The following is a 24,480-nucleotide window of genomic DNA, read 5'->3' as shown; positions in this document are numbered from 1 at the left end:
AGACCGACGTTGTGTGCGAAATCCGTTGGGAAATCGCACACAACGTCGGTCTCGTTCGTTCTACAGGAGATACTCCGGGTCAGTCGCCGCCCTTGTACTCGACCTCGAACTCACCGGCCATGATCTTCTCGCGGTACTCCTCGAACAGCGCCATCGCCTCGGGCGAGATCTTGTCGACGAAGGCCGGATTGATGACGACGTCCAGACCGCCCTCGGTGATGTCCACCTCGTAGTACTTCGCCGGGTCGACGTTGCCGGCCTCGACGTCGGCGATCATCGCGCGGAGGACCTCGTCGAGATTCCAGACCACGGAGGAGACGACGCTCTCGGGTGCCAGCGGGGTCTGATCCATCGTGTAACCGGCGACGCCGACTCCGCGCTGCTTGGCGCCCTCGATGGTGGCGGCGTCGACACCGCACGTGGAGAACTGGTCGGCGCCCTGGTCGACGAGGGCGTTGACGGCCTCGAGGGTCTGGGCCGCAGCGTCGGACCATCCGCCGATGTAGGACGGACGCAACTGGATCTCGCCGGGGCCCTTGTAGGTCAGGCGGGCACCGTCCGCGAACGCCTCGATCTGGGCCTTGCACACCGGGATCTCGAAACCGGCGGTGCCGGCGAGGATGCCGGTCTTCGTCAGGTCGCCGGCGAGGATGCCGGTAAGAAACGAACCCTGGTAGAACGGCTGGCTGTAGTCGGCGAGATTGGCGGTGATGTCGCCGAAGCCCCCGGGATAGGCGAACAGCACGTCGGGATAGTCGGCGATGATGCCCTTGATGGGTTCGCCGTAGTTGAACGAGTGACCGACGATGAGCTGGTTGCCGTCCTCCGCGAGATCGGTGACGATCTGGGCGATCTGCTCCGAGGTCGCGCCCGAATCCTGCTGTACCACGGTCAGATCGATGAGACCCTCCGCTTCGAGCTTCTCGGCGCCCTCGACCATGCCCTGATTCCAGCCGACGTCGTTGACCGGACCCGAGGTGATGATCGCGGCCTTGACGACCCCGTCGGCCGAGCCGCTCCCACCGGAGTCGGAACTCGAACATCCGGTCACGGCGGCTCCGACGACGGCGGCGGCAGCCACAGCGGTACCCAATTTCTTCACGTGGTTCTCCTCGGGGAAGGGAGGGCTCGCGACTACGAGCCCCATGACTGACGGGAAAGCTGACGGAAAGCTATTTCGCGGGGACGAACGGGACGCCGAGCGCCTTCGGGGAATTGCTGCGCGAGAACCACACGGTGGTGGCGATGACCGCGAGCAGCGTCACGGCGTACGGCATGGCCTGGAACAGCTCGTACGGCACCGATGTGGCCTGCCCACCGGAGGCGGCCTGCACACGCAACTGGAAGGCGTCGACGAGACCGAACATGAAGCCACCGGCGATGGCGCCGAGGGGGTTCCACCGGGCGAGAATGACGACACCGAGCGCGATCCAGCCACGGCCACCGGTGATGCCGTCCTGGAAGAAACCCAGGCCGTCGATGACGAGCGCGCCGGCCATGCCCGCTGCGGCGCCGGAGATCAGCAGCGTGCTCCACCGGGTGCGGGGGACGGAGACGCCCACCGAGTCGGCGGCCTCCGGGCTCTCACCGGCTGCGCGGATCGACAGGCCGAAGGCCGTGCGGGTGAGCACCCACCACAGGGCGACGACCAGCGCGAGCGCGAGGTAGACGAGCGGCGACTGCGAGAACACGATCGGGCCGAGCACCGGCAGGTCGGACAGCACCGGAAGATCGAGGGGTGTGGTGCCCTGGATGCGCGGCGGTGTGCCGGTCACGCCGAACACCTGCAGGTACAGGAAGGACGCGAGTCCGGTCCCGAGGATCACCACCGAGATGCCCGTGATGATCTGGTCGACGGCCATCGTGATCGTCAGATAGCCGACGAGCGCGGCGATCACCAGGCCCGCGGCGGCACCGGTGACGGCGCCGAGCATCGGTTGCCCGGTGTAGTAGACCGTCACGAACGCGATGATCGCGCCGACCATCATCTGCCCCTCGATACCGAGGTTCATCAGCCCGGAGCGCTCGGCGAGACACGCGCCGGCGGCGGCGAGGATGATCGGCACCGCCAGGCGCAGCGCGGCGGTGAACAACGGGACGAGCGCACCGGCGCCCAGGACGTCGGACCAGTTCATCGGGCACGCTCCACGATTCGGTTGGCGAGCAGCACCGTCACGATCATCACTGCCTGGACGACGGTGCCGATGGACGCGGGGATCTCCTGGGTGCGCTGCACCGCCTGGCTGCCGAGGGTGAGCCCGGAGACCAGCGCCGCGGCGAGGACGATGCCGAACGGATTGCGACGACCGAGCAGCGCCACCACGATCGCGGTGAACCCGATCCCGGACGAGATCGCCAGCGACAGTCGGAACTCGCTGCCCAGCAACATGATCGCTCCGGCGATACCGCCGAGGGCGCCGCTGATCAGAGCGGAAGTCACGACGGTGCGGGCGACGGAGATGCCGTTGGCCTCGGCGACGCTCGGGCTCTCGCCGACGATCTGCGACGCGAAGCCGAACCGGGTCGAGCGCATGAGCCACCACACGAGCGGAACCGCCGCGATCGCGACGAACACACCGATGTGGATGCGGGTGCCGGGGATGGTCGCGAGCGCCGCCCAGTCGGGAATGCGTTCGGACTCGGGGGTGAAACCGTTGGGGTTGGCGAGGGGTTTGCGCACCGCCCACGCCAGTGTGTAGAAGACGAGGTAGTTGAGCATGAGCGACGAGATGATCTCGTTGACCCCGAGCCGCGCCTTCAGCACACCCGCGATGCCGCCGATGCACGCACCTGCGGCCGCGGCGGTGACGGCGACGATGGGGATCGCGATCCAGCTCGTCCCCAGTGGCATGCTCAGCACCACGGCCGTCGCGGTGATGGCGCCGACGTCGTAGTGGCCCTGCGCGCCGATGGTGATGAAGCCCGTGCGGTACGCGATCGCGTAGCCGAGCGCTATGAGCACGAGCGGCGTCATACCGGTGAGCAGGCGGCCGAGCTGTGTGTCGCCGCCGAGCGCGGCGTCGAGCATCGTCGTGTAGGCCTGCCCGGGATTGCCGCCCGCGAGGACGATGAGGATCCCACCCGCCGCGAGACCGACGGCGACGGCGAGCAGCGGCACGCCGATGGTGGTCGCGAGGCCCCGGATCCGCGACGCAGTGGGCGGCTCGGGTGGTGTCGTCACCGGTGGACTGAGCGTGGCGGTCATGCTGCGGCCTCCTGGAATCCGCCCATGGCCGAGCCGAGGGCTTCGCGGTCGAACGGGCCTTCGTCGAATTCGGCGACGATCCGTCCGCGGTAGAGCACGACGATCCGGTCGGCGAGGCTGCAGATCTCGTCGAGATCGGACGAGATGAGCAGGATCGCGGCGCCCCGGGAGCGGTGGTCGACGAGGGTGTCCCACACGAATTCGGTGGCGCCGATGTCGAGACCGCGGGTGGGCTGGGCGACGACGAGGACGTCGGGTTCACCGTCGAGGACCCGGCCGAGCACGACGCGCTGGGCGTGCCCACCGGACAGGGTGCCGGCGAGGGTGCGCGGGCTCTGGGCCTTGACCGACAGGGCGGCGATGATGCGCTCGGCGCGTTCGCGGACGGCGGCCCGCGACAGGCGTCCCCAGCGACGCGCGAGCGGGGGATCGGTGTAGCTGTCGATCGCGAGATTGGTATCGATTCCCAGTGACTTGATCAGTCCTCGGGTGTAGCGGTCGGCGGGAACGACACCGACACCCGCTTCGCGCATCGCGCGGGGTGACGAGGCGTCGATCTCCCGTTCGGCGACGACCACCGCGCCGCTGGAGTCGGGGGCGAGCCCGGACAGGACGTCCTCGAGGGCGGACTGACCGTTGCCCTCGACTCCGGCGACGGCGACGAGCTGCCCGGATGCGACCCGCAGGGTCACATCGTGCAACTGGCCGGGGACGGACACGCCGACCAGTTCGAGCATCCGGCTCCCGGCCGGTTCGGTGGCCGCGCGGCGGATGCCGAGTCCGACCTCGCGGCCGACCATGTTGCGGGCGAGTTCGGCGGTGGTGACGCTCTCGGCGCCGTCTCCGCGGATGGCGCGCTCGGCGACGAGTTGCCCTCCTCGCAGCACACCGACCCGGTCGGCGGCCTCGAGGACCTCCTCCAGATGGTGGGTGATGAGCACGATCCCGACGCCGCGCTCGGTGGCGAGTCGGCGGACCTGTGCGAGCAGTGAATGCACCTCGGCCGGAGCAAGATTCGCGGTCGGTTCGTCGAGCAGCAGATAGCCGGCGCCCAGGTGCAGGGCGCGCAGGATCTCGACGCGCTGCTGCTCGCCGACCGACAGGTTCTCCACGCGTGCGGTGGGGTCGCAGGCGAGACCGGTGTCCTCTGCGAGGGCGGCGATCTCGGCCTCTGCGCGCCGCAGACGTTTCCGGCCGACCACCCCGCGGGAGCGGCCGAGCAGGAAGTTCTCGGCGACCGTCATGCTCGGCACGAGCATGAAGTGCTGGTGGACCATGGCGATCCGCTCCCGGCCTCCATCGGCGAGCGACTTTCCCTCCACTGCAATGGAACCGGAATCCGGCGGGAGCAACCCGGTGAGGATGCGCATCAACGTCGACTTGCCGGCGCCGTTCTCGCCGAGCAACGCGTAGACCTCGCCGGGCCGCACATGCAACGACACGTCGCGCAGGACGGTGTTCTCACCGAAGGACCGGTGGATACCGCGCATCACGACGCCCTCGGCGGGAACCGATTCCGTCGCTCCTGCAGCGGTGGTGATGCTCGCGGGCGAAGTTGCTGTCACCATACGGTGGGACCTTCCGAGTAATCGCTGTGTGTCAAGTCGAGACGATCCAGGGTCGTCATTGAGCGGCCGTGTCCGATTCATGACGATTGTGTTTCCCGCCTTGTGTCGAACCGGGTGCGCAGCCGATCCATCCACCGATCGGGGCCGGCGAGTACCTGCAATCGCAGTTCGAAGCGACGCACGCGTACCTCGGGGCCCCGACCGACGGTCAGATCGACAAACACACCGTCTTGGTCTCCAAGTAGTTCTCCAGTCCGGCGGCGCCGTTCTCGTAACCCCAACCGGACTGCTTGTGGCCGCCCTTGACCAGTTCGGGAGAGAAGTAGGAGTGGCAGTTGATCCACACGGTGCCGGCGCGGATCGCGTCGGCCACCCTGTGGGCCCGCGACAGATCCGACGTCCACACGCTCGCCGCGAGACCGTAGTCGGTGTCGTTGGCCCAGGCGATCACTTCGTCGGGATCGTCGAAGGGGGTCACCGTCACGACCGGACCGAAGATCTCCTCGCGCATCATCGGCAGATCCGGGGCGGCGTCGACCACCACGGTGGGCTCGTAGAAGCTGCCGGTCTCGCCCACCATGCGACCACCCGTCACGACCGTGGCACCCACACGGACTCCGGCGTCGACGTAGGACGCCACCGTCTCGCGGTGCCGCAGACTGACCAGTGGGCCCAGATCGGTGTCGTCGTCGAGTCCGTGGCCGAGCCGCAGGGTGTCCGCAGCCGCGGCGAGACCGTCGACGACCTGCTCGTAGATGCGCCGTTCGGCGTAGATCCTGGAACCGGCGACGCAGACCTGACCGCAGTTGGCGAAGATGCCGCGCGCGAGACCGGGGATCGTCAGCGGCAGATCGGTGTCGCCGAAGACGACCGCCGGGGACTTGCCACCGAGTTCGAGGGTGAGTCGCGAGAGGTTGCGGGCCCCCGCCGAGGTGACGAGTTTCTTCCCGACCTCCGTGGACCCGGTGAACGTCACCTTGTCCACCCCCGCATGCTCGGCCAGCATGCGCCCGACCTCGCCGCCACCGGTGAGGATGTTGACGACGCCGTCGGGAATTCCGCTCTTCGCGAGCAGTTCACCGAACCGCAGGGCGGTCAGCGAGGTGTCCTCGGCCGGCTTGAGCACGACGGTGCATCCCGCGGCGAGCGCCGGCGCCAGTTTCATCGCGGCCATGAGCAGTGGTGAGTTCCACGGCACGATCGCAGCCACCACACCGACCGGTTCGCGCACGGTGTGCGCGACGACCTTCCGTCCCGGAGGTGCGTAGGTGATCGACGGCGTGACGGTGGTCCCTGTGATCTTCGTGGCCCATCCCGCGTAGTAGCGGAACTGTTCGGCCGCGGACGGGATCTCGGCGAATCGGGAGGTCGCCCAGGTCTTCCCCTGGTCGAGGGTCTCGAGTTCGGCGAGTTCGTCGGCATGGGCGTCGATGGTCTCGGCGATCCGCCACAACACGCGTGCGCGGGCCGCGGGTGTGCACGATGCCCACTCGTTCTGCAGGGCGCGGCGCGCGGCGGCGACCGCGGTGTCCACCTCGCCGGCTCCCGCCGACGCGAGCGTCGCGAGCGGCACACCGGTGGCCGGGTCGATCGTCTCGAAGGGCTCGCCGGAACCGGGAACCCACCGGCCGTCGACGAGCAGCGATTTCGTGCCGTCGCGGAGGAAGTCGGCACAGTACCGGGGGAGGGCGGCGGTGATCACGTGTCTGCTCCTCGGGTATGGACGGGACGGAACGGCAGGGCGCCCCAACGCAGCCCCTTGGCCTTGAGCCAGCGCCGGTAGGTGACCGACGAGGCGTCGGCGCGGGTGGGGATTTCGTCGCGCGGGTCGAGCGGCAACAGCAGCGGCCGCTGATTCTCGACGATGATGCGGTCCTGCAGGAAGATCACCTGCTCGAACTGCACCAGCTCGGTGTGCGAGGAGTCCGGGTCGACGAGATACATCACCGGTTGTGCGCGGCACAGTGTTTCGTCGATCGGCTGGATGAACAGGGCGATCGCGTCGAGACGAGTGGGGTCTGCGGGCGAGACCCGGTACAGCATCACCTGATACGGATTCGGTACCCGGTAGGTCAGGTGCGCGAACGAGCCCTCGGACGCGGCGGACATCTGCGGCTGGAAGAACGTGCAGTCGGTGGCCCACACCTCGTCGGTCTCCCGGCGGATCTCCCACTTGTACCGCGCGACCTCCGTGGCGGCCTCGCCGCCGAGGATATCGGTGTGGACGAACGGGAAGTGGGCCATGTCGAGGAAGTTCTCGACCACCCTGCCAGGGGACGACCGGAGCGTCACCCACCCGCAGGGGACGTACCGTCGGTCGGGTTCGTCGGCCTCGTCGATGGGGAACACGTCCTTCTCGGGGGTGCCGAGAGTGGTCCACACGAAACCGTATCGGCGCCGCACCGGGAGCGCGGTGTCGCCGTCGCGCACCGTCGGCTCGCCGTCCGTGTCGACAGTGCATTCGATGTCGGCGCCGAGCAGGCGGGTGCGCACGACGCCCTCGGCTGTCTCCTGTTCGGAACAGACCGGATACCACTGGTTCAGCACGACCGGGTCGTCGCAGCGTGTGGTGATGCTGGTCGTCACGACAGTCTCCTCTCGGTTCCGGTGATCAGCGCGGCCGCGCGCTCGGCGAGGGCGATCACGGGGGCGTTGGTGTTGCACGACGGGAGCACCGGGATGACGGAGGCGTCGACGACGCGCAATCCGTCCACGCCGTGGACGCGCAGGTCCGGGTCGACGACGGCGTCGGGTCCCACGCCCATCGCGCACGTGCCGCCCGTGTGGAAGAAGGTCGCGCAACTCGCGCGGACGAAGCCTTCGGCGTCGGCGCGGCCGAGACGACGGTCCGGTGCTGCGGGTGCCTCGACCAGATCCTGCAAGGCGGAGGTCTCGGCGAGGTCGAAGATGCGATCGAGGCCGGCGACGAGGGCGTCGAGGTCGCGGGGGTCGGACAGATAGCGCGGGTCGATGATCGGTGCTGTGTCCGGGTCCGCGCACCGCAGCGTCAGTTGCCCGACGCTGTAGGAGCGCATGAGACCCGGGGAGATCGCGAAGACGTCGCCGGTGACGCCGTAGCGTGCGGCGACCTCCGGGGTGGCGTGCGCACCCTGGACGACGAAGGCGTGCAGGTCGGGCAGGTCCAGCGACGGGTCCGAGCGCCAGTTCAGGATCGCGCCGCCGCCGTTGTCGCGGGCCGGTCCGAGCGGGTTGCGGGCCCGGAAGTTCACGCCCATGAGCAGGGGATGGTCCTGGAGGTTGCGTCCGACACCGGGAAGTGCGATGTGGACAGGGATTCCGTGTTCCTGCAGGTGTGCGGGATCGCCGATCCCGGAGAGCAGAAGCAGATGCGGGCTCGAGATCGCCCCGGCGCAGAGCAGGACTTCGGCGTCGGCACGGACCACGGTGTCCGTGCCGTCACTGCCGTACCGCACACCGACGCACCGGTCGCCGTCGAACACCAGGCCCGACACCGTGACGTCGGTGCGCACGGTGAGATTGGGCCGGGTCCGCGCCGGATCGAGATAGGCACGAGCCGTGCTGACGCGGTGGCCGTCGTCGATCGTGAGGTTCGCCGGGGAAGCGCCCTCGATGTCCGGTCCGTTGCAGTCGTCGAGCACGGCCATGCCGAGTTCGGCTGCGGCGTCGAGCAATCCGGTGGCAATGGGATGCGGGTCGGCGGGTCGGGTGATGCGAATCGGGCCTCCGGCGCCGCGGAAGGCGGTGGCGCCGCCCTCCCAGTCCTCGGCGCGGCGGAACCAGGGGAGCAGCGACGCGAAGTTCCAGCCCTTCGCGCCGGCGGTCTCCCACGCGTCGTAGTCCGAGGGGTGCCCGCGATACCAGAGCATCGCGTTGATGCTGCTCGATCCGCCGAGGACCCGGCCGCGGGGGATGGGCACGGCGCGACCGTCGAGCAACGGGTTGGGCGCGTAACTGTGCCCCCAGTCGTAGTCGCCGCCGAGCAGTCCCGCCCAGATCGCCGGCGCATCGATCGAGGGGAGACCGGCGTGGTCCGGTCCTGCCTCGAGGAGCAGCACGGTGGTGTCGGGATCCTCGGTCAGGCGGGCCGCGAGGACGCACCCCGCCGACCCGCCGCCGACGACGACGTAGTCGAATCCATCAGTTGTGTTCACTGGGACCCATGATGGTGATGCCCTCCGTCGCCTCCACGTGGCGAACGAAGATGTACTTGTCCTCCCGGCCGTCGCTGTGCTTGCGCTTGATGCCCGGTTGCACGACGCTCGAGACCTTCGCGACGAGCACGTACGGTTCGTCGGCGAACAACCCTGCGACGCAGTGCTTGTCGAACTCTTCGAGGGTCTCCGCGGTGTAGGCCTTCTCGATTCCCGCTCCGCGGGCGATCGCGGCGATGTCGACCTTGCCTTTCGCGGTGTGGGTCGGCGGGCCGCCGATGGACTGGTAGCACTCGTTGTCCCACACCACCGTGAACAGGTTGCGGGGCTGCTCGTTGGCGAGGGTCGCGAGGATGCCGAGGTTGAACAGCATGCCGCCGTCGGTGTCGAGCGAGACGATGCGGCGGTGCGGCAGGCCCACCGAGAGACCGAACGCCTGCGGGGTCACGCAGCCGAGCTGCTGCTGGAACAGGCTGGCCTCGCGCATGTGCGGGGCGGCGTTGTACCACTCGTCGACGCTCGCGCCGAGGGAGAGGATGACGAGTTCGTTCTCGAGCCGGGCGGCGAGTGCCTGCATGCACTCGAATCGGGTCATGCGCATGGTGGTCATCGGACGAGTCCTCCTCCGAGGGCGATGGCGGAATGGTGGTAGGCGGAGTAGGACCACTCGAACGCGTCGTGGATGGCGCGTTCGATCGCGTCCTCCTCCCGCACGATGCGGTACGGGATGCGCAGGGCATCGAGGATCGGCTCCATCGTGATGCCGTGCGGCACGGCCCACCAGTTGTTCTCACCGAGTTCGCCGCGGTAGCTCATGAGCATGATCACCGGGATGCCGGCGCCCAGACCCATGCGGGCGAGGGGTTCGACGGAGGCACGCAGGCCGGAGTTCTCCATGATGAGCGCGGCACGCTTGCCGGACAGGAAGATTCCGCCGCAGATCGCGGCGCCCTCACCCTCGTTGGTGACCTGGATGGTGCGGATGGTGGGGTGCGCGTCGAGAGCGGGGTAGAGCTCCTTGAACAAGGAATCGGGCAGGTAGCACACGGTGGTGACGCCGGCCTTCTCCAGGCCGCGGATCACCGCGTCGACGGTGGACTGTTGCATGTGGCGTCCTTTCGGAATGTGGGCGGTCGGAAAGATCACGGGAAGACGGGGATTCCGGGCATCTCCACGAAGCCGGGAAGCTGCTTGATGCGCCGGATCCAGCTGCGCAGGGCCGGGTAGCGGTCGTGGTCGATCCCGACGTCCCGGCTCAGGGCAGCGGCGGGGAACAGGGCGATGTCGGCGACGGTCGGCCGGTCGGCGGCCACCCACGCGTCGTCCGTCGTGCGGGACGCGAGCAGGTCGTCGAGCGACTGCGCCACCGCGCGAGCGGCCGTGGTGTCGACGGGATCCGTTGTGTACAGCGACTGTTCGCGGCAGGAGTAGAACAGTTCGAGCGGTCCGGTCATGAAGTCGATCCAGTCGCCGGACGGTGCGGCCCATGCGGTTCCGTCGGAGAGGTGAACGAGGACGTCTACGGATCCGACAAGGGTCGCCGTTCCGGTCTCGAACACCGGAAGTTCGCCGGTGGGGGTGAGCTCGCGGTAGGGCGATTCGAGGTGGGCGCCACCGGGGAACACGTCGACCGGTTGCACCCGATGCTCGACGCCGAGCAGCGCCAGTGCCAGTCGTACGGAGTAGCACCGCGGATCGAGCGGAAAGTCGTGCAGGACGGGAATGCTCACGAGACCACTACCTCTCGTGCGGACGACACGGAGTCGCGGAACTCGTGCACTCGTAGGACGAGGGCGTTCACGGTGTCGGTCGGGACGACGCCGGCGGCGACGACGTGCACGGCCGTGGTGTGCGCGTCGATCGTCTGGATACCGGCGATCACGTCAGTTCCGTCGATCGTGCCGGTGACGAGGGCGCCGGTTCTGTCCGGGCCGAGGAGGGAAAGGACGGTGTCCCGGTCGCCGTCGATCCACACCGATCGCACCGGGGTGATCGCCGTGTCGGGAACGTCGGGTGTGCCGTCGGCATCGGTGGGTGCCACCCACACGAATCCGGCGCTCTCGACGGTCCGATACTGCTGCGGCATCACGGTTTTCGGCGGTTCCATCCGTGGGTGGGCGGGGACGTGCCTGCACGCGCCGGCACCGTCGAACTGCCACCCGTGGTAGAGGCAGACGAGGCGGTCCTCGCGGACGAATCCGAAGGACAGGCGCATGCCGCGATGCGGGCAACGGTCTGCCCACGCGTGCACGGCGCCGTCGGTGCCACGCCACAGCGCGACGGAGTCCCCGTCGACGGTGGTGCCGGTCGCGGTGCCGGGCTCGATGTCGCGGGCGAGAGCGACGGGAGTCCAGACGGTCATGGGGTCGAGTTCCTCTCGGTCGAAGTGAGATCGAGGACGACATTGGTGCCGGGGGCGAGAGCGCAGGCCGTTTCGAGGGCGTCGACGAGGTCGGGTTCTCCCTCGGTGCGCAGTTCGACGAGATGCCGGGTCGCCGTGACGACGGTGGCGCGTACCTGCAGCAGATCGGCGCGGGCGGCGACGAAGTGCGCCATGGCTCCCGGATCGAATCGTCCTACCAGCGTGAGGGTGGACGAGATCGTGCCGCACATGTCAGCAGTGGGTGCGCCGGCCGTGGAAGGGGCTCGGTGTCGGGGAACATCGCATGGAAACCTCCGGGGACGTGGGGTGCTTTGTCTGCGACGGCCCTCGCGCCCGTCACCGGAGAGTCCTCCTCCGGAGGGGAGCTCCGGATCGTTCACCGGCCCTGGGCCGGACGGACATCATCGGTTCGATTCCCGATGTGGTTCAGTACTTTACACAGCGCGATGGGTCGAATCGACCCTGCTGCATCAACTTCGTGTTACGGCTGCGTTGCGTGTCCGGCCGTACAACGAACGAGACCGATGTCGTGTGCGAAATCCGGCCGGAAATCGCATACAACACCGGTCTCGGCGGGTCGGGGTCACTGCATGAGGCGCCAGATACGGTCGCGGGAGAGCGGCAGCTCGTGCGGTCGCACCCCGATGGCGTTGCGCACGGCGTTCGCCAACGCCGGGGCCACCGGATTGAACGGGGCCTCGCTCATCGACTTGGCGCCCATCGGCCCGAGTTCGTCGTAGGTGTCGGCGAAGTAGACCTCGGTGCGGGGGACGTCCGCGAACTGTGGAATGTGGTAGTTGCGCAACACATCCGTCGTCACACGTCCCGCGTCGTCGGTGATGATTTCCTCGTACATCGACGCACCGAGCGCCTGCGCAGCGCCGCCTTCGATCTGCCCGCGGCACTGCTCGGGGTTGAGGACGGTGCCGGCATCGGCGGCCTGGACCGAGCGGAGGATCCGCACCTCGCCGGTACGGGTGTCGACGGCGACGCGGAATGCCTGCACGTTGAACGACAACGACCGCGGCAGACCGCCGTGCCGGCCCTCGGCGCGCAACCGGCCACCCGCGACCTGCAGCAGCTCACTGGGAGGGATGAGACGATCGCCGCACCGCACGCCGTCGGCCTGCAGTTCGGCCTGCTCCGGGTCGAGGCCGGTCAGCTCCGCAGCGGCCTTGGTCATCCGGCGTCGCAGTTCGTGGGAGGCTGCCAGCAGGGCCTTCGACGCGACGACCGTGCCCGACGACCCGAACGCGCCGGTGTCGTGGGTGGTGACGTCGGTGTCGGACTGGTGGACGACGATCCGGTCGGGGGTGGTGCCGAGCGCGGTGGCCGCGATCTGGGTGTGGACGGTAGTGGTGCCGTTGCCGAACTCCGCCGTGCCCACCCGGGCGAGATACCGGCCGTCGGGCAGAAGTTCGATCGACACCTCGGAGATGTGCCCGTTGGGTGGGTTGGTCGCGATCATCGCGAGCGCCATGCCCTCGCCGATCCGCCAGTGATCACCCGTCGGCGCGGGCCGGCCACCCGTGCGCGCCATCGCCCGTTCGGCAAGATCGAGGCACTCGTCGAGTCCGTAGCTGCCGTACGTCAGGTCGGCGCCCTCGGGATGCGCGGCAACCAGCGGGTCTCCCGGCACGATGATGTTGCGGCGCCGGAACTCGTACGGATCGATGCCGAGTTTTCCGGCGAGTTCGTCCATGGCCGATTCCACGGCGAAGATCACCTGGCCGAGGCCGTAACCGCGAAAGGCACCCGACGGCCGGTTGTTCGTGTACACGGATTCGGCGTCGACCCGCTTGTTCGGGCACCGGTACACCGCGATCGACTCCGTGCAGCCGTGGAACATCACCCCGGGGCTGTGGTTGCCGTAGGCGCCCGCATCGGCGAGCACGTCGATCGCGAGAGCGGTGAGGACACCGTCGGCGTCGGCGGCGAGGGTGACGTCGACCCGCATGGGATGCCGGCACGGAGCGACGGTGAGTTGATCGGAGCGGGTGAACTCCCACTGCACCGGGCGCCCCGTCTTCAGGACCGCCGCCGCGACGACATCCTCGACCAGCATCTCCTGCTTGGCACCGAAACCGCCGCCCACCCGGGCCGTGTGCACGCGCACCCGATCCCGGTCGAGTCCGAAGATGTGGCACAGCTCGTCGCGCACCAGGAACGGAACCTGGGTGGAACTGCGGATGACGAGCCGTCCGGCCTCGTCGAGATGACCGATGGCTCCGTGTGTTTCGAGGTGGGTGTGCTGGACGCGGTGAGTCTGCCAGCGTCCCTGCACCACGGCCGCGGCGGAGGCGACCGCCGCGTCGACGTCCCCGCTGCTGCCGTGGATCGCGGCGACGACGTTGCGTCCGGGATCGGCGATGCGCGCGTCGGCGGACTTGTCGGCGTGCAGCAGGGGCGCACCCGGCTGCCGGGCTTCGTCGGGATCGAGGACGAAGGGCAGCTCCTCGTACACGACGTGGATCGACGCGAGCGCCTGTTGTGCGATCGCCGGGCTCTCGGCGACCACCGCGGCGACCCGCTGTCCCCGGAAGCGCACGACCCGGTCGAACAGATAGGTGTCGTCGGGATCGTCGTTGCGGTTCTCGTGACGTGCGGTCGAATAGGCGGTGGCCGGGGCGTCGCGGTGGTACAACACCGCGTGGACACCGGGGAGTGCCTCGGCGGCCGAGGCGTCGACGGAGACGATCCGCGCATGGGTGTGCGGGCTGCCGAGGACGGCGATGTGCAGCAGGCCCTCGACGGTGGTGTCGAGGGTGTACGGCTCGGTGCCGGTGACGACACGCGTCGCGGCCGGCGCGCGCTGCGAGCGACCGCACGACGGGCCGATGACCTGTTCGACGTTGGTGCGCGACCGCAGGGCGTCCTCGATCGAGCGGTAGCCGGTGCACCGGCACAGGTTGCCCTTCAAACGTTTCGGCAGGTCGTCGAGATCCTCGTCGGTGAAGGTGGACGCGGTGACGATCATGCCGGCGGTGCAGAAGCCGCATTGGAAACCGGCGGCGTCGGCGAATCGCTGTTGGACGGGATGCAGGTCGTCGGGGGTGCCCAGTCCGGCGACCGTGGTGACCTCGCGGCCCTCGACCCGCACGGCCGGGACCACGCACGAGTGGACGGGTTCGCCGTCGAGCAGGACCGAGCACGCGCCGCAATCGCCGGCGTCGCAGCCCTTCTTGACCTCGAAGTGTTCGGTCTCGCGCAGCAGGGTGCGCAGGCACTGGCCGGGCCGGGGGTCGACGTCGCGTTCGCGGCCGTTGACGGTGAGTTTCAAGGCTGGACCTCCGTGTTCGACAGCGCAGCATTCGACAGCTCGGTGCGGATCTCTTCGGCGAGAATCGCGGTGACGGCACGTCGCCAGTCGGCGGCGCCATGCGCATCGGTGTAGTAGCTCGTTGCCGGGACGAGACGGGCCAGTGCGTCGGACAACGCCTGTGCCGACGGGATCTCCGTGAACCGCAGGAGACAGGGACGCACCGTCGACGCGGTGATCGACAGCGTGACACTGCCGTCGTCGTCGCGGCGCCCGATCACGACCGCGCCCGAGCGCCCCAGCGGCGACAGGGCGATCTTGCGGAAGGCCGTGCGGGAATTCAGAGCATGCAACGGGATCCGGATGCTCCGCAGGAGCTCTCCGGGTGCGAGGGCGTTGGAGGCAACCCCGAGAACGAAATCGGCCACCGGGATCCGCCGTTCGCCGCCGTCGATCGTCCAGATCACCGCGTCCGCGTCGAGCGCGGTCGCCAGCGAGATCATGGCGCCGGCGGGGAAGGACAGGCAGATGTTGCCACCGACCGTGGCGCGCTTCCAGATCTTCCACGACGCCAGCAACGCCTCGGCGCACTGCCGGAACAGCGGTGCCGCACACCATTCCGGTTCGTCCGAGAGTGCAGCCAGGCGTTCGACCGTGCAGGTCGCGGCGATCTCCAGGGCGTCGGGATGCCGGGTCACCCCGGGCCAGTCGAGGCCGGACAGATCCACGAGTCGGTGCAGGTGCGGTTGCGGTTCGGAGAACAGCCAGGTGCCGCCGCCGAGCGGGGCCGCGCCGTCCTCGAAGGTCAGATCGGCGCGGTCGCGGGCGATGTCGTAGGCGGTGATGTTGTGCAGATCCATCGCCTTCACCCCGCCTTGGCGACCAGCGCGGCGTGTTCCGCCGCGACCTGCCGTGCCACGACGTCCTCGTCGACGGTGCGGACCTCGTCACGGACGACCACCTCACGACCGTTGATCAACAGCAGTTCGAGAGGCGGGGTGCTGCCGAGGACGAGGGCCGCGACCGGGTCGGCGATGCCGGAGTGGGCGAGGCCGTCGATCCGCCACAGCGCCAGATCGGCGAGCTTGCCGGCCTCGATCGATCCGATCTCGTTCTCGCGCCCGAGGACCCGGGCACCGCCGATGGTGGCGAGTTCGAGACTCTGCCGCACCGTCATGGCGCGGGGGCCGCTGCGGGCACGGGCGAACAGGGCGGCGTGGTGGGCCTCTTCGAGCATGCAGCACGACTCGTTGCTCGCGGCACCGTCGACACCGAGGCCGAGCGGCACGCCCGCGGCGTAGAGGTCGGCGGCGCGGGCGATGCCGGCACCGAGCCGGGCGTTCGAGGTGGGGCAGTGGGCCGCACCCGTACCCGACGCGGCGAGCACACCGATGTCACGGTCGTCGAGGTGCACCGCGTGCGCGTACCAGACGTCGGGGCCGGTCCAGCCCAGCGACTCCATGTACTGCACGGGCTTGCATCCGAACTTCTCGAGGCAGAAGTCCTCCTCGTCGAGGGTCTCGGCGAGGTGGGTGTGCATCCGCACCCCGAGATCGCGGGCGAGCAGCGCGGACTGCTTCAGCAGCTCCCCGGTCACCGAGAAGGGCGAGCACGGCGCGAGTGCGACCCGCAGCATCGAATCGAACGACGGATCGTGCCAGCGCTCGACGGTCTCGCGGCTGCCCTCGAGGATCGCGTCGATGTCCTCGACGATGTGATCGGGCGGCAGACCCCCGGCACTCGCACCGAGGTCCATGGACCCGCGGCAGGGATGGAAGCGGATACCGACCTCGGCCGCTGCGGCGATCTCCGCGCCGAAGACGTCACCGCCCTCGCGGGGCACGACGTAGTGGTGGTCGGTGCTGGTCGTGCAGCCGGTGCGCACCAGATGCGCGAGTGCGCCCTTGGCCGCGACGTGCACGGCGTCGGCGTCGATGCCACCCCAGACGGGATAGAGGGTGGTGAGCCATTCGAACAGCGTGTGGTCGGCGGCGAGCCCGCGCGTGATCCATTGGTACAGGTGGTGGTGGGTGTTGATCAGGCCGGGGGTGAGCACGCACCCGGTGCCGTCGACGATCTGCGCGTCGTCGTAACCGGTCGGTTCGCCCGAGCCGACCGCGACGATCCGGTTGCCGGAGACGACGACATATCCGTCGCGGTGTTCGGCGCGGGCGGCGTCCATGCTCACCACGTGTGCGCCGCGGATGACGAGCGGCCGGGTGGTGGGATTCGCGTGCATAGTCGACTCCTCGGATCGTCGGGAGTCTCCAGTCAACTGCGCCGAACAGATGTACCTCTGCGGCAGCACGCACGAAACACCTCGGAAATCCGCGGCTCGTACTGTGCGATCGTCCAAGACCGTCACCAGGAGGTGAACATCGTGCTTCTTCGAGATGTGGTGGAGGCGCCGGGGCTCGGAATCGGTGTACTGCACGGCGACGCGGAGGCCCTGAGCCGTCCGGTGCTGCGCGCGTGCACCACCGACATGCCCGACCCCACGCGCTACGTCAGCGCAGGCTCGCTCGTGTTCACCGGCCTGGTGTGGCGACGCTCCGCCGAGGACTCCGACCTGTTCGTCAAACGACTCGTCGGAGCGGGGGTGACGGCGATGGCCGCCGGCGAGGCCCTGCACGGCCGCGTACCCGACGACGTGGTCGAGGCGTGTGCACGACACCGCATGCCGCTGCTGGTCGTGCCCGACGAGGTGCCGTTCAGCCGGGTCATCGAATACATGACCGGGCGGATGGCCGGGGCCCGGATGGATCGTCTGCAGACGGGGCTGGCGCGGCAGCGGCAATGGCTCGCCGCCGTCGCCGACGGTCGGAGTGTGGGGGAGCTGCTCGACGGACTCGCGCAGCAGCTCGGGGTGGAATCGGCGCTGATCACCTCCACGGGCGTGAGGGTCGCAGGAGGTTCCGAGCTCGACGACGCCGAACTCGACCGGATCACCGCAGCAGCGCTGACCGCCGACCGCTTTCCACTGCGACTCGCGGACGACCTCACCGTCCTGCCGGTGGGACGCGGACTGACGGACCGGATCGACGCGTGGTTCCTGGTGATCCGGCACGACGAGAGCGGACCGGAGTGCGTCGAGGCGTTCTCCGAGCTCGCCGCGGTGGTCGCTCTCGATCGGATCCGGCGCGACGAACGGCGCCGGGTGGCATGGGAGATCACCGACCGGACCACGACGGTGCGCGCTGCGGACTCGCGGGTCGCGGTGGTGGCCGAGGCCGAGGGCCGGATCTCGCCGGACGTCCTGCGCGGTCTCGTCGAGGATGTTCTCGACGGCGCCGTCACGTCCGTCGACGCGGCGAACAGGGTGGTCGCCCCGGCGATCGGCAACGACGTCGACGTGGCACGGTTGTTGAGCCGACGGCTCGGCCGTCTCGCACCGGCACTGCGCGGCGACCGGATGTTCGTCGGTGTCGGAGGGCAGAGTTCCGACAACGACCCGGCGGGCGCGGTCCGCGCGGCAGCGTCGGCATGCGCTGCCGCACACAATGATCCGGGTCCGGTGTCGGTGCGACGCGCCGAACTCGATTCGGCGCTCGACCTGCTGTCGACCCTGCCCGACGAACTGCGTCGCGCCTACGCCGACCGGCTGCTCGGGGACGTCGTCGAACACGACCGGCGCACGGATGCGGGTCTTCTCGCGACCCTCGAGGCATTCCTCGACTGCGACGGATCGTGGCGGCGCACGGCCGATCGACTGCACGTGCACCTGAACACGGTCCGCTACCGCATCGGGCGGGTCGAAGCGCTCACCGGGCGTTCCCTCGCGCGCACCGGTGACCGCTTCGACCTGTATCTCGCGTTGCGTTCCTTGGAACCCGCTCTCGCGTGAGCGGTATCCGTTGTCGTGCCGCGTGAGTGGTCACATGGCGCCGGTGTAGGGCTCCCAGGAGATGCCGGCATCGGGGGCGTCCTCGCGCAGCACGCTCGCCTGGATCAGTCCGTAGGGCCGGTCGTCGGCGTGGAAGACCTCACCGGCGTTCTCCACTCCGAAACGTGTCAGGTCGTAGAGGAAGTGGTGCTTGTTCGGTGCGGACAGGCGGATCTCGGCGATCGACGGGTAGCGCTCGAGCACGGCGCGGCCCATCTCGTACAGGCTCTGTTGCAGGGCCTTCGAATGCAGGTTCGCGAACACCTCGAGGAGGGTGGCGCGCACGCCCGCGTAGACGGCGTCCCAGTCGACGTCGGTCGACGCGAACCGCCAGCGTGCCTGGAGGCTCGTCGCCATGATGCGATCCTCTGCCGGTTCGAGGACCGTGTACGGGTCGGTGAGGAAGCCCTGGAACTCCGAGCCGGTGGACTTGAGGACGACGAGGTCCTTCAGGCCGCCGACCACCCATTCGCGGCGGTCGGTCCCGGTGTCCTCGACGGTGATCGCGGCGGTGCGGACCTCGGATCCCTTGCGGGTCCAGGTGTGGTCGTGCCCGGCGCCGTCGACGACGACCCGCTCCCAGGCGTACTCCTCGATCTCGATGCGTGCCGAGCGGACGGGTTCGACGTCGTCGACGAAATGCCGTGCGAGCGCGAGACCGTACTCCTCGACGAACTCGACGCCCTTCTCCTTGGCGTAGGAGTAGATGGTCTGCTTCTGGCTGTCGGTGGGCAACACCGTGCCCTGATCACCCTCCAGGTGTGCGGCGTCGAAATCGCCGTGCAGGCAGGACGAGACGTTCAGGTCGCGGATCTCGTGCCGGTCGGTGTCACGCACGATGCGCACCACCCGGTTCTCGGCCTTGCCGTAGCGGTGCGGTCCGAGGACGATCTTGCCGGTCAGTTCGGTCATGGTGGTCAGCTCCCGCGGTAGGTGGAATACGAATAGGGCGACAGGAGGAGCGGCACGTGGAAGTGGCTGCTGCCTTTCGGGATACGGAAGGTGACGGTCACCTCCGGATAGAAGGACGCGACTCCACGGCTCGAGAACCAGTCGCCGGTGGCGAAGGTCAGGTGGTAGGTGCCCTCGGGCAGCGCGTCGGTGAAACCGGTGAGGCGGCCGTCGTCGTCGGTGACGCCGGCGCCCAGCGAGGTTCCGTGCGTGTCGGTGAGGGTGACGTGCAACCCCACCGCGGGTGCACCGGCCGTCGCGTCGAGCACGTGGGTACTCAGGGTGTTCATGCGCGGCTCCCTGCGGTCTCGGTGACGATCCGCTCGAGGCGGAGTCGGGTGATCTCGGCGAGCGCCGCACGCATCTCGGCCTTCTCGGTCTCCGGATCGTTGCGGAGGCGACGCTCGAGGATCTCCAGCAGTTCCGGCGCCGTGCGGCCGGCGGCGCGGACGAGGTAGACGTGCCCGAACCGTTCCTCGTATTCGCGGTTGCCGGTGGCGAGCCGGTCGAGGATGTCGGCGTCGGCCGTGGCGACGGCGGACTGCTCGCGACGGGAAGCAGCGTGTTCGCTGCGTTCGCCGATGCGCGGGTGGCCGGCGAGAGCGTCGGTGAGGTCGTCATCGTCGAGGTTCTCGGCCGCGGCAGCGGCGGTGGTGAGCAGCACGGTGCGCGAACCGAACGGGCGCGCCGCGACGACGGAGTGCGCCCATGTCCGGCTCGAACAGCAGTCGAGCAACAGAGCGACGGCCTCGTCCTCGGGCATCGCATCGAACCGGGCCGTTGTGAGCTGCACGGACCCTCCTTTCGTCGGTGCATTCGATACTGTCCGGTGGGCGTGCGGCGGGGGAGGTGCAAGCGCTACAGAGTTCGGTTCGCCGCGGGTGCGCCGGTTGGATGATCGACCAACGAGGTGGTTGCGTCTCGAACGTTTTTCTGGAATAGTTCCAGTTATTGGATTTATTCCAGAAAAAGTGGGCGACCCGGATGGGGTCGCAGGGTTGAAGGAGTGATCACATGTTCACCGCCGACCGTCCTCGAGCAGTGACGCTTCCGCCGGTCGTGCTCGGCGGACTGCGGCCTCTCTACCGGCAGATGGTCCGCAACAACGTTCCGGCCGCATCGTTCGAGCACACCGCCGGACGGGCCGTCTTCGACGTCTGCCTGATCGCGGGGGAGCACGGTCCGCAGCTGCAGGTCCGCGCCCGCGACTTCGGGATCGACTTCACGCTCGCGATGACCACGCACTTCCGTATCGCGCCCGTGATGAGCGACGACCAGTACCGCGCACTGTGCTCGGTGCTCGCACCCGGCGCCGAACCGGCACCGGGCGTCGTCCTCGACTTCCTGCAGCAGGTGGTCGTGCAGTCGCCCGCGGTGCTCGCGCGGACGCACACCTGCGCTGCTTGAGTCCGAATTTGCTCGTCCTGTGGACATGAGCACACGCTTCGGCAGCGTGTTTCTGTCCGCACGGTGCGCACATCCACCCGAACGCGAACGGCCCGGCAGGAATCCTGCCGGGCCGTTCGGGATAGTGCGTCTACAGCGAGTCGGGTCTACAGACCGGGGCGCTTGCCGACCGTGAGCGTGACCTCGCCGGTGTGCGCGAAGAAGTCGTTGCCCTTGTCGTCGACGACGATGAAGGCGGGGAAGTCCTCGACCTCGATCTTCCAGACCGCTTCCATGCCGAGCTCTTCGTACTCGACGACCTCGACGTTCTTGATGCAGTCGAGCGCCAGGCGCGCGGCCGGGCCGCCGATGGAACCGAGGTAGAAGCCGCCGTACTTGTGGCAGGCGTCGGTGACCTGCTTCGAGCGGTTGCCCTTCGCGAGCATCACCATCGAGCCGCCGGCGGCCTGGAACTGGTCGACGTAGGAGTCCATGCGACCGGCCGTCGTCGGGCCGAACGAACCCGACGCGAGGCCCTCGGGGGTCTTCGCCGGACCGGCGTAGTAGACCGGGTGATCCTTCAGGTACTGCGGCATCTCCTCGCCGCGGTCGAGGCGCTCCTTGATCTTCGCGTGCGCGATGTCGCGCGCGACGACCAGCGGACCGGTGAGCGACAGGCGCGTCTTGACCGGGTGCTTGGACAGCTCGGCGAGGATCTCCGGCATCGGCCGGGTGAGGTCGATCTTGACCGCGGCGCCCTTGCCGGTGCCCGAGACCCCCGACGTCTCGGAGTCGAGCTGGCTGTCGGTGACCTCGGGCAGGAACCGACCGGGGTTGAATTCGAGCTGCTCGAGGAAGACACCCTCGGGTGTGATCTTGGCCTTGGCCTGGCGGTCGGCCGAGCAGGAGACGGCGATCGCGACGGGCAGCGACGCGCCGTGGCGCGGCAGGCGGACGACGCGGACGTCGTGGCAGAAGTACTTGCCACCGAACTGCGCGCCGATGCCGATCTTCTGGGTGAGCTCGAAGACCTTCTTCTCGAGTTCGAGATCGCGGAAGCCGCGGCCGGTGATGGCACCCTCGGTGGGCAGCTCGTCGAGGTAGTGCGCCGAGGCGTACTTGGCCGTCTTGAGCGCGAACTCGGCGGAGGTGCCGCCGACGACGATCGCGAGGTGGTAGGGCGGGCACGCCGCGGTGCCGAGCGACCGGATCTTGGCCTCGAGGAACTGCATCATCGAGTCCGGGTTCAGGATGGCCTTCGTCTCCTGGTACAGGTACGACTTGTTGGCCGATCCGCCGCCCTTGGCCATGAACAGGAACTTGTAGGCGTTCTCGTGGCCCTTCGCGGTGTCCGCGTACAGCTCGATCTGCGCCGGCAGGTTGTTGCCCGTGTTCTTCTCGTCCCACATCGTCAGCGGGGCGTTCTGCGAGTACCGCAGGTTCAGCTTCGTGTACGCGTCGTACACACCGCGCGCGATGGACTCCTCGTCGTCGCCCGGAGTGAGTACCTGCTGGCCGCGCTTGCCCATGACGATGGCGGTGCCGGTGTCCTGGCACATGGGCAGCACGCCGCCGGCGGCGATGTTCGCGTTCTTCAGGAGGTCGAGCGCAACGAACTTGTCGTTGTTCGACGCCTCGGGGTCCTCGAGGATGCTCGCCAGCTGCTTCAGGTGATCCGTGCGCAGGTAATGGGAGATGTCGTGCAGCGCGGTCTCGGTGAGCAGGCGCAGGGCCTCGGGCTCCACCTTCAGGAAGGTGCGGCCGTCGGGTCCTTCGACGGTGGACACCCCCTCGGTGGTCAGCAACCGATACTCGGTGGGGTCTTCCCCGATCGGCAGCAGGTCCTCGTAGAGGAAGTCGGCCATTGTTTCTCCTGGAAGAGGGCTGATGATCGCCGTACACGTTAGCGGCGCCGACGCAAGGCCTTGACAACGGGGCATGTGACGGACTCGACCTGCAGACTGAATGTGACTTGCGTCTCGAGACTTTCGGCGGCGTGTTTATGTCGCCGACGACCGGAAATCCCGGAAGGAAGTCGAGGCCGGAGTGTTCGCCGTCACGGCGGCCGGCAGGCCCCGATCCGTACACTTGACCGGATGTTCGAGAGTTTCCGGAGGGATCGCACGTGACCGTAGAAATCGAACGGTTGCTCTCGCCCGAGACCGGACGCCTGCCGTCGCTGGCCTGGCTTCCCCGTTTCCACGCCTGGATCGATCTTGCCGTCGTGATCGCGGTGCTCGTCACCACCAACCTGATCGCCCACTTCACCACCGCGTGGGCGTCGATCGCGACCGTGCCGATCGCAGCATGCGTGCTGGTCGCGATGATGCGTCGACGCGGCATGCGCTGGTCGGAACTAGGACTCTCACCTCGGCACTGGAAGAAGGGGACGCTCTACTCGGTAGCAGCCGTGGCCCTCGTCCTGGCGGTCGTCGCGATCGGTATCGCCCTGCCGTTCACCAGGCAGTTCTTCCTCTCCGAGCGCTACGCCACGATCTCCGGTGCCCTCGTCGCCTCGATGATCATCATCCCGCTCCAGACCGTCATCCCCGAGGAACTCGCCTTCCGTGGGGTGCTCCACGGAACCCTCGAGCGGGTGTGGGGCGCACGCGGGGTCTTCGCCGCGGGATCCCTGCTGTTCGGCCTGTGGCACGTCGCCTCGTCGTTCGGTCTCACGGCGGGCAACGCCGGCCTCAGCGCCTTCCTCGGCGCCGGACTGCTCGCGCAGATCGCCGGCATCGTCGGCGCGGTGATCGCGACCGCCGCCGCGGGCTTCGTGTTCACGTGGCTGCGTCGTCGCAGCGGCAGCATCCTCGCGCCCATCGCACTGCACTGGTCGCTCAACGGCGCCGGTGCCCTCGCTGCCGCGCTCGTCTGGCACGCCACACTCAACTGATGGCGCTGGCGGTCTGTCTCCTGTTCGACACCGAGACCGACCGCGCGATCCGGCGACTGTGGGGCCGGCTCGAGGAGAGCGGCATCCCGACCCTGCTCACCCACACGCACCGCAAGCACGTGCCGCACCTGTCGTACGCGGTACTGCGGACCTACGATCCACCCGCCGTCGTCTCGGCCCTCGAGAACATGCCCGACGGGGGACCCGTCCCGGTCTACATCGACACGCTCGGGCTGTTCCGGCGCGGCCGGGCGTCGCTCGTGCCTGCCCCCTCGACCGAACTCGTGCAGCGGCAGGACCGCGTCGTGCAGGTCGTGGAGACGACGGGAGCGGACCTGCACCGCTACTACGTCCCGGGACGCTGGACCCCGCACTGTTCGCTGAGTCCCCGAACCCGGCGCGAGGAACTCGACCGCCTGGGCGCGGTCGTCTACGACGTGCTGCCCATCGAAGCGACACTCGATCGCGCGGTGCTGATCGACACCGCCACCGGCGAGCACACGCCGCTACGGATGATCCCGTGAGGGAAACTCACTCCTCGGGGTTCTCCACCCACGGTCCGTACGGGGGTGGGCCCTCGCTCTGGATCTGCAGGCCGAAGTGCGGACAGTGCTTCCACACGTAGCCGTGCAGGACGTGTTCTTCCGACGTCGCGGTGTTCATCAGGACGAGGTCGCCGCTGGGGCGGTGTTCGAGGGCGAAGCCGGACTCCCGCTGATCGAGAACCCACCATTTCGCAGTGCTCATGTCGGTGTCCTCCGCATGATCCGCTCGGCAGACGCGCACCTCCCACGTTAGCGCGGAAACCGTTCGTGA

The 24,480-nt window shown here is 68.6% G+C and carries 24 protein-coding genes and 1 pseudogene; 4 read left to right on the top strand and 21 right to left on the bottom strand.

Going from position 1 to position 24,480, the window contains the following annotated elements; all coding sequences use genetic code 11:
* Positions 1 to 79: 79 nt before the first annotated feature.
* The 16 genes and pseudogenes from ACWPOC_RS08845 to ACWPOC_RS08770 form a co-directional block, all read right to left on the bottom strand.
* The gene (locus ACWPOC_RS08845) at positions 80 to 1,102 is read right to left on the bottom strand and encodes a BMP family protein (RefSeq protein ID WP_230790858.1); all 1,023 of its coding nucleotides are present in this window, start codon (positions 1,100 to 1,102) and stop codon (positions 80 to 82) included.
* Positions 1,103 to 1,172: 70 nt separating this feature from the next.
* The gene (locus ACWPOC_RS08840; RefSeq protein WP_120281831.1) at positions 1,173 to 2,135 is read right to left on the bottom strand and encodes an ABC transporter permease; all 963 of its coding nucleotides are present in this window, start codon (positions 2,133 to 2,135) and stop codon (positions 1,173 to 1,175) included.
* Complete coding sequence (locus tag ACWPOC_RS08835) at positions 2,132 to 3,205, bottom strand: ABC transporter permease (protein WP_268655341.1); 1,074 nt, start codon at positions 3,203 to 3,205, stop codon at positions 2,132 to 2,134. Before ACWPOC_RS08835 ends, ACWPOC_RS08840 begins: the two co-directional genes overlap by 4 nt.
* On the bottom strand, positions 3,202 to 4,245 hold the full coding sequence (locus tag ACWPOC_RS08830) for an ATP-binding cassette domain-containing protein (RefSeq protein ID WP_443714520.1): 1,044 nt from the start codon (positions 4,243 to 4,245) through the stop codon (positions 3,202 to 3,204). Before ACWPOC_RS08830 ends, ACWPOC_RS08835 begins: the two co-directional genes overlap by 4 nt.
* Positions 4,234 to 4,644: pseudogene (locus tag ACWPOC_RS08825) on the bottom strand (ATP-binding cassette domain-containing protein); the annotation flags it as partial. The pseudogene ACWPOC_RS08825 and the gene ACWPOC_RS08830, both read right to left, overlap by 12 nt.
* 337 nt (positions 4,645 to 4,981) lie before the next feature.
* On the bottom strand, positions 4,982 to 6,475 hold the full coding sequence (locus ACWPOC_RS08820; RefSeq protein WP_120281834.1) for an aldehyde dehydrogenase family protein: 1,494 nt from the start codon (positions 6,473 to 6,475) through the stop codon (positions 4,982 to 4,984).
* Complete coding sequence (locus ACWPOC_RS08815) at positions 6,472 to 7,359, bottom strand: aromatic ring-hydroxylating oxygenase subunit alpha (RefSeq protein ID WP_120281835.1); 888 nt, start codon at positions 7,357 to 7,359, stop codon at positions 6,472 to 6,474. The genes ACWPOC_RS08820 and ACWPOC_RS08815 overlap by 4 nt, the downstream gene beginning before the upstream one ends.
* On the bottom strand, positions 7,356 to 8,906 hold the full coding sequence (locus ACWPOC_RS08810) for a GMC family oxidoreductase N-terminal domain-containing protein (protein ID WP_120281836.1): 1,551 nt from the start codon (positions 8,904 to 8,906) through the stop codon (positions 7,356 to 7,358). The genes ACWPOC_RS08815 and ACWPOC_RS08810 overlap by 4 nt, the downstream gene beginning before the upstream one ends.
* Entirely contained in the window at positions 8,893 to 9,516 is a 624-nt protein-coding gene (locus tag ACWPOC_RS08805) for a thiamine pyrophosphate-dependent enzyme (RefSeq protein WP_220659981.1), read from the bottom strand. The genes ACWPOC_RS08810 and ACWPOC_RS08805 overlap by 14 nt, the downstream gene beginning before the upstream one ends.
* On the bottom strand, positions 9,513 to 10,013 hold the full coding sequence (locus tag ACWPOC_RS08800) for a thiamine pyrophosphate-binding protein (protein ID WP_016693649.1): 501 nt from the start codon (positions 10,011 to 10,013) through the stop codon (positions 9,513 to 9,515). Before ACWPOC_RS08800 ends, ACWPOC_RS08805 begins: the two co-directional genes overlap by 4 nt.
* 35 nt (positions 10,014 to 10,048) lie before the next feature.
* Positions 10,049 to 10,636 carry a glutathione S-transferase family protein gene (locus ACWPOC_RS08795; protein ID WP_183070663.1) on the bottom strand — a complete coding sequence of 196 codons (588 nt, stop codon included), beginning with the start codon at positions 10,634 to 10,636 and terminating at the stop codon, positions 10,049 to 10,051.
* A complete protein-coding gene (locus ACWPOC_RS08790) occupies positions 10,633 to 11,268 on the bottom strand; it encodes a Rieske (2Fe-2S) protein (RefSeq protein WP_120281837.1) in 636 nt (211 codons plus the stop codon). Before ACWPOC_RS08790 ends, ACWPOC_RS08795 begins: the two co-directional genes overlap by 4 nt.
* Positions 11,265 to 11,519 (bottom strand): hypothetical protein, encoded by a 255-nt coding sequence (locus ACWPOC_RS08785; protein ID WP_120281838.1) that lies wholly within the window; start codon positions 11,517 to 11,519, stop codon positions 11,265 to 11,267. The genes ACWPOC_RS08790 and ACWPOC_RS08785 overlap by 4 nt, the downstream gene beginning before the upstream one ends.
* A gap of 353 nt (positions 11,520 to 11,872) precedes the next feature.
* Positions 11,873 to 14,569 carry a molybdopterin-dependent oxidoreductase gene (locus tag ACWPOC_RS08780; protein WP_455408420.1) on the bottom strand — a complete coding sequence of 899 codons (2,697 nt, stop codon included), beginning with the start codon at positions 14,567 to 14,569 and terminating at the stop codon, positions 11,873 to 11,875.
* Positions 14,566 to 15,408, bottom strand: a complete 843-nt coding sequence (locus tag ACWPOC_RS08775; protein ID WP_183070664.1) for an FAD binding domain-containing protein — start codon at positions 15,406 to 15,408, stop codon at positions 14,566 to 14,568. Before ACWPOC_RS08775 ends, ACWPOC_RS08780 begins: the two co-directional genes overlap by 4 nt.
* A 5-nt stretch (positions 15,409 to 15,413) precedes the next feature.
* Positions 15,414 to 16,787 (bottom strand): 8-oxoguanine deaminase, encoded by a 1,374-nt coding sequence (locus ACWPOC_RS08770; protein ID WP_120281841.1) that lies wholly within the window; start codon positions 16,785 to 16,787, stop codon positions 15,414 to 15,416.
* 141 nt (positions 16,788 to 16,928) lie between these two features.
* Between ACWPOC_RS08770 and ACWPOC_RS08765 the strand changes: the two genes are divergently transcribed.
* Complete coding sequence (locus ACWPOC_RS08765; RefSeq protein ID WP_455408419.1) at positions 16,929 to 18,392, top strand: PucR family transcriptional regulator; 1,464 nt, start codon at positions 16,929 to 16,931, stop codon at positions 18,390 to 18,392.
* A gap of 30 nt (positions 18,393 to 18,422) precedes the next feature.
* Here ACWPOC_RS08765 and pucL read toward each other — a convergent pair whose 3' ends face one another.
* Genes pucL through uraD form a run of 3 tightly spaced genes read right to left on the bottom strand, consistent with a single transcriptional unit; the run spans position 18,423 to position 20,175 of the window.
* The gene (pucL, locus tag ACWPOC_RS08760; protein WP_120281843.1) at positions 18,423 to 19,343 is read right to left on the bottom strand and encodes a factor-independent urate hydroxylase; all 921 of its coding nucleotides are present in this window, start codon (positions 19,341 to 19,343) and stop codon (positions 18,423 to 18,425) included.
* Between the two features lie 5 nt (positions 19,344 to 19,348).
* Positions 19,349 to 19,672 carry a hydroxyisourate hydrolase gene (gene uraH, locus ACWPOC_RS08755; RefSeq protein ID WP_120281844.1) on the bottom strand — a complete coding sequence of 108 codons (324 nt, stop codon included), beginning with the start codon at positions 19,670 to 19,672 and terminating at the stop codon, positions 19,349 to 19,351.
* Positions 19,669 to 20,175 carry a 2-oxo-4-hydroxy-4-carboxy-5-ureidoimidazoline decarboxylase gene (uraD, locus tag ACWPOC_RS08750; protein WP_120281845.1) on the bottom strand — a complete coding sequence of 169 codons (507 nt, stop codon included), beginning with the start codon at positions 20,173 to 20,175 and terminating at the stop codon, positions 19,669 to 19,671. Before uraD ends, uraH begins: the two co-directional genes overlap by 4 nt.
* A gap of 221 nt (positions 20,176 to 20,396) precedes the next feature.
* Between uraD and ACWPOC_RS08745 the strand changes: the two genes are divergently transcribed.
* Positions 20,397 to 20,789, top strand: coding sequence for a hypothetical protein (locus tag ACWPOC_RS08745; protein ID WP_120281846.1), 393 nt, complete (start codon positions 20,397 to 20,399; stop codon positions 20,787 to 20,789).
* 146 nt (positions 20,790 to 20,935) lie between these two features.
* Here the strand turns inward: ACWPOC_RS08745 and ACWPOC_RS08740 are convergent, their stop codons facing one another.
* On the bottom strand, positions 20,936 to 22,633 hold the full coding sequence (locus ACWPOC_RS08740; protein ID WP_120281847.1) for a fumarate hydratase: 1,698 nt from the start codon (positions 22,631 to 22,633) through the stop codon (positions 20,936 to 20,938).
* Between the two features lie 281 nt (positions 22,634 to 22,914).
* Between ACWPOC_RS08740 and ACWPOC_RS08735 the strand changes: the two genes are divergently transcribed.
* Together ACWPOC_RS08735 and ACWPOC_RS08730 are read left to right on the top strand one after the other, a co-directional pair.
* Positions 22,915 to 23,664: a CPBP family intramembrane glutamic endopeptidase gene (locus ACWPOC_RS08735; protein WP_455408476.1), complete on the top strand. Its 750-nt coding sequence runs from the start codon at positions 22,915 to 22,917 to the stop codon at positions 23,662 to 23,664.
* Positions 23,664 to 24,188 (top strand): 2'-5' RNA ligase family protein, encoded by a 525-nt coding sequence (locus tag ACWPOC_RS08730; protein ID WP_120281849.1) that lies wholly within the window; start codon positions 23,664 to 23,666, stop codon positions 24,186 to 24,188. The genes ACWPOC_RS08735 and ACWPOC_RS08730 overlap by 1 nt, the downstream gene beginning before the upstream one ends.
* A 7-nt stretch (positions 24,189 to 24,195) precedes the next feature.
* Here ACWPOC_RS08730 and ACWPOC_RS08725 read toward each other — a convergent pair whose 3' ends face one another.
* Positions 24,196 to 24,411: a hypothetical protein gene (locus ACWPOC_RS08725; RefSeq protein WP_026061451.1), complete on the bottom strand. Its 216-nt coding sequence runs from the start codon at positions 24,409 to 24,411 to the stop codon at positions 24,196 to 24,198.
* Between the last annotated feature and the right edge of the window lie 69 nt (positions 24,412 to 24,480).

Source organism: Rhodococcus sp. 5G237, from assembly GCF_053764735.1.
Note: the sequence above shows the minus strand (reverse complement) of the source record. Positions and strands in the feature narration are given on the sequence as shown.

What these genes read in the sequence shown, in the direction of transcription:
- ACWPOC_RS08840 (WP_120281831.1), bottom strand. Translation starts at nt 2,135, where the DNA reads ATGAACTGGTCCGACGTCCTGGGCGCCGGTGCGCTCGTCCCGTTGTTC.
- ACWPOC_RS08835 (WP_268655341.1), bottom strand. Translation starts at nt 3,205, where the DNA reads ATGACCGCCACGCTCAGTCCACCGGTGACGACACCACCCGAGCCGCCC.
- ACWPOC_RS08805 (WP_220659981.1), bottom strand. Translation starts at nt 9,516, where the DNA reads ATGACCACCATGCGCATGACCCGATTCGAGTGCATGCAGGCACTCGCC.
- ACWPOC_RS08800 (WP_016693649.1), bottom strand. Translation starts at nt 10,013, where the DNA reads ATGCAACAGTCCACCGTCGACGCGGTGATCCGCGGCCTGGAGAAGGCC.
- ACWPOC_RS08790 (WP_120281837.1), bottom strand. Translation starts at nt 11,268, where the DNA reads ATGACCGTCTGGACTCCCGTCGCTCTCGCCCGCGACATCGAGCCCGGC.
- ACWPOC_RS08785 (WP_120281838.1), bottom strand. Translation starts at nt 11,519, where the DNA reads ATGTGCGGCACGATCTCGTCCACCCTCACGCTGGTAGGACGATTCGAT.
- ACWPOC_RS08775 (WP_183070664.1), bottom strand. Translation starts at nt 15,408, where the DNA reads ATGGATCTGCACAACATCACCGCCTACGACATCGCCCGCGACCGCGCC.
- ACWPOC_RS08770 (WP_120281841.1), bottom strand. Translation starts at nt 16,787, where the DNA reads ATGCACGCGAATCCCACCACCCGGCCGCTCGTCATCCGCGGCGCACAC.
- pucL (WP_120281843.1), bottom strand. Translation starts at nt 19,343, where the DNA reads ATGACCGAACTGACCGGCAAGATCGTCCTCGGACCGCACCGCTACGGC.
- uraH (WP_120281844.1), bottom strand. Translation starts at nt 19,672, where the DNA reads ATGAACACCCTGAGTACCCACGTGCTCGACGCGACGGCCGGTGCACCC.
- ACWPOC_RS08745 (WP_120281846.1), top strand. Translation starts at nt 20,397, where the DNA reads ATGTTCACCGCCGACCGTCCTCGAGCAGTGACGCTTCCGCCGGTCGTG.
- ACWPOC_RS08740 (WP_120281847.1), bottom strand. Translation starts at nt 22,633, where the DNA reads ATGGCCGACTTCCTCTACGAGGACCTGCTGCCGATCGGGGAAGACCCC.
- ACWPOC_RS08730 (WP_120281849.1), top strand. Translation starts at nt 23,664, where the DNA reads ATGGCGCTGGCGGTCTGTCTCCTGTTCGACACCGAGACCGACCGCGCG.
- ACWPOC_RS08725 (WP_026061451.1), bottom strand. Translation starts at nt 24,411, where the DNA reads ATGAGCACTGCGAAATGGTGGGTTCTCGATCAGCGGGAGTCCGGCTTC.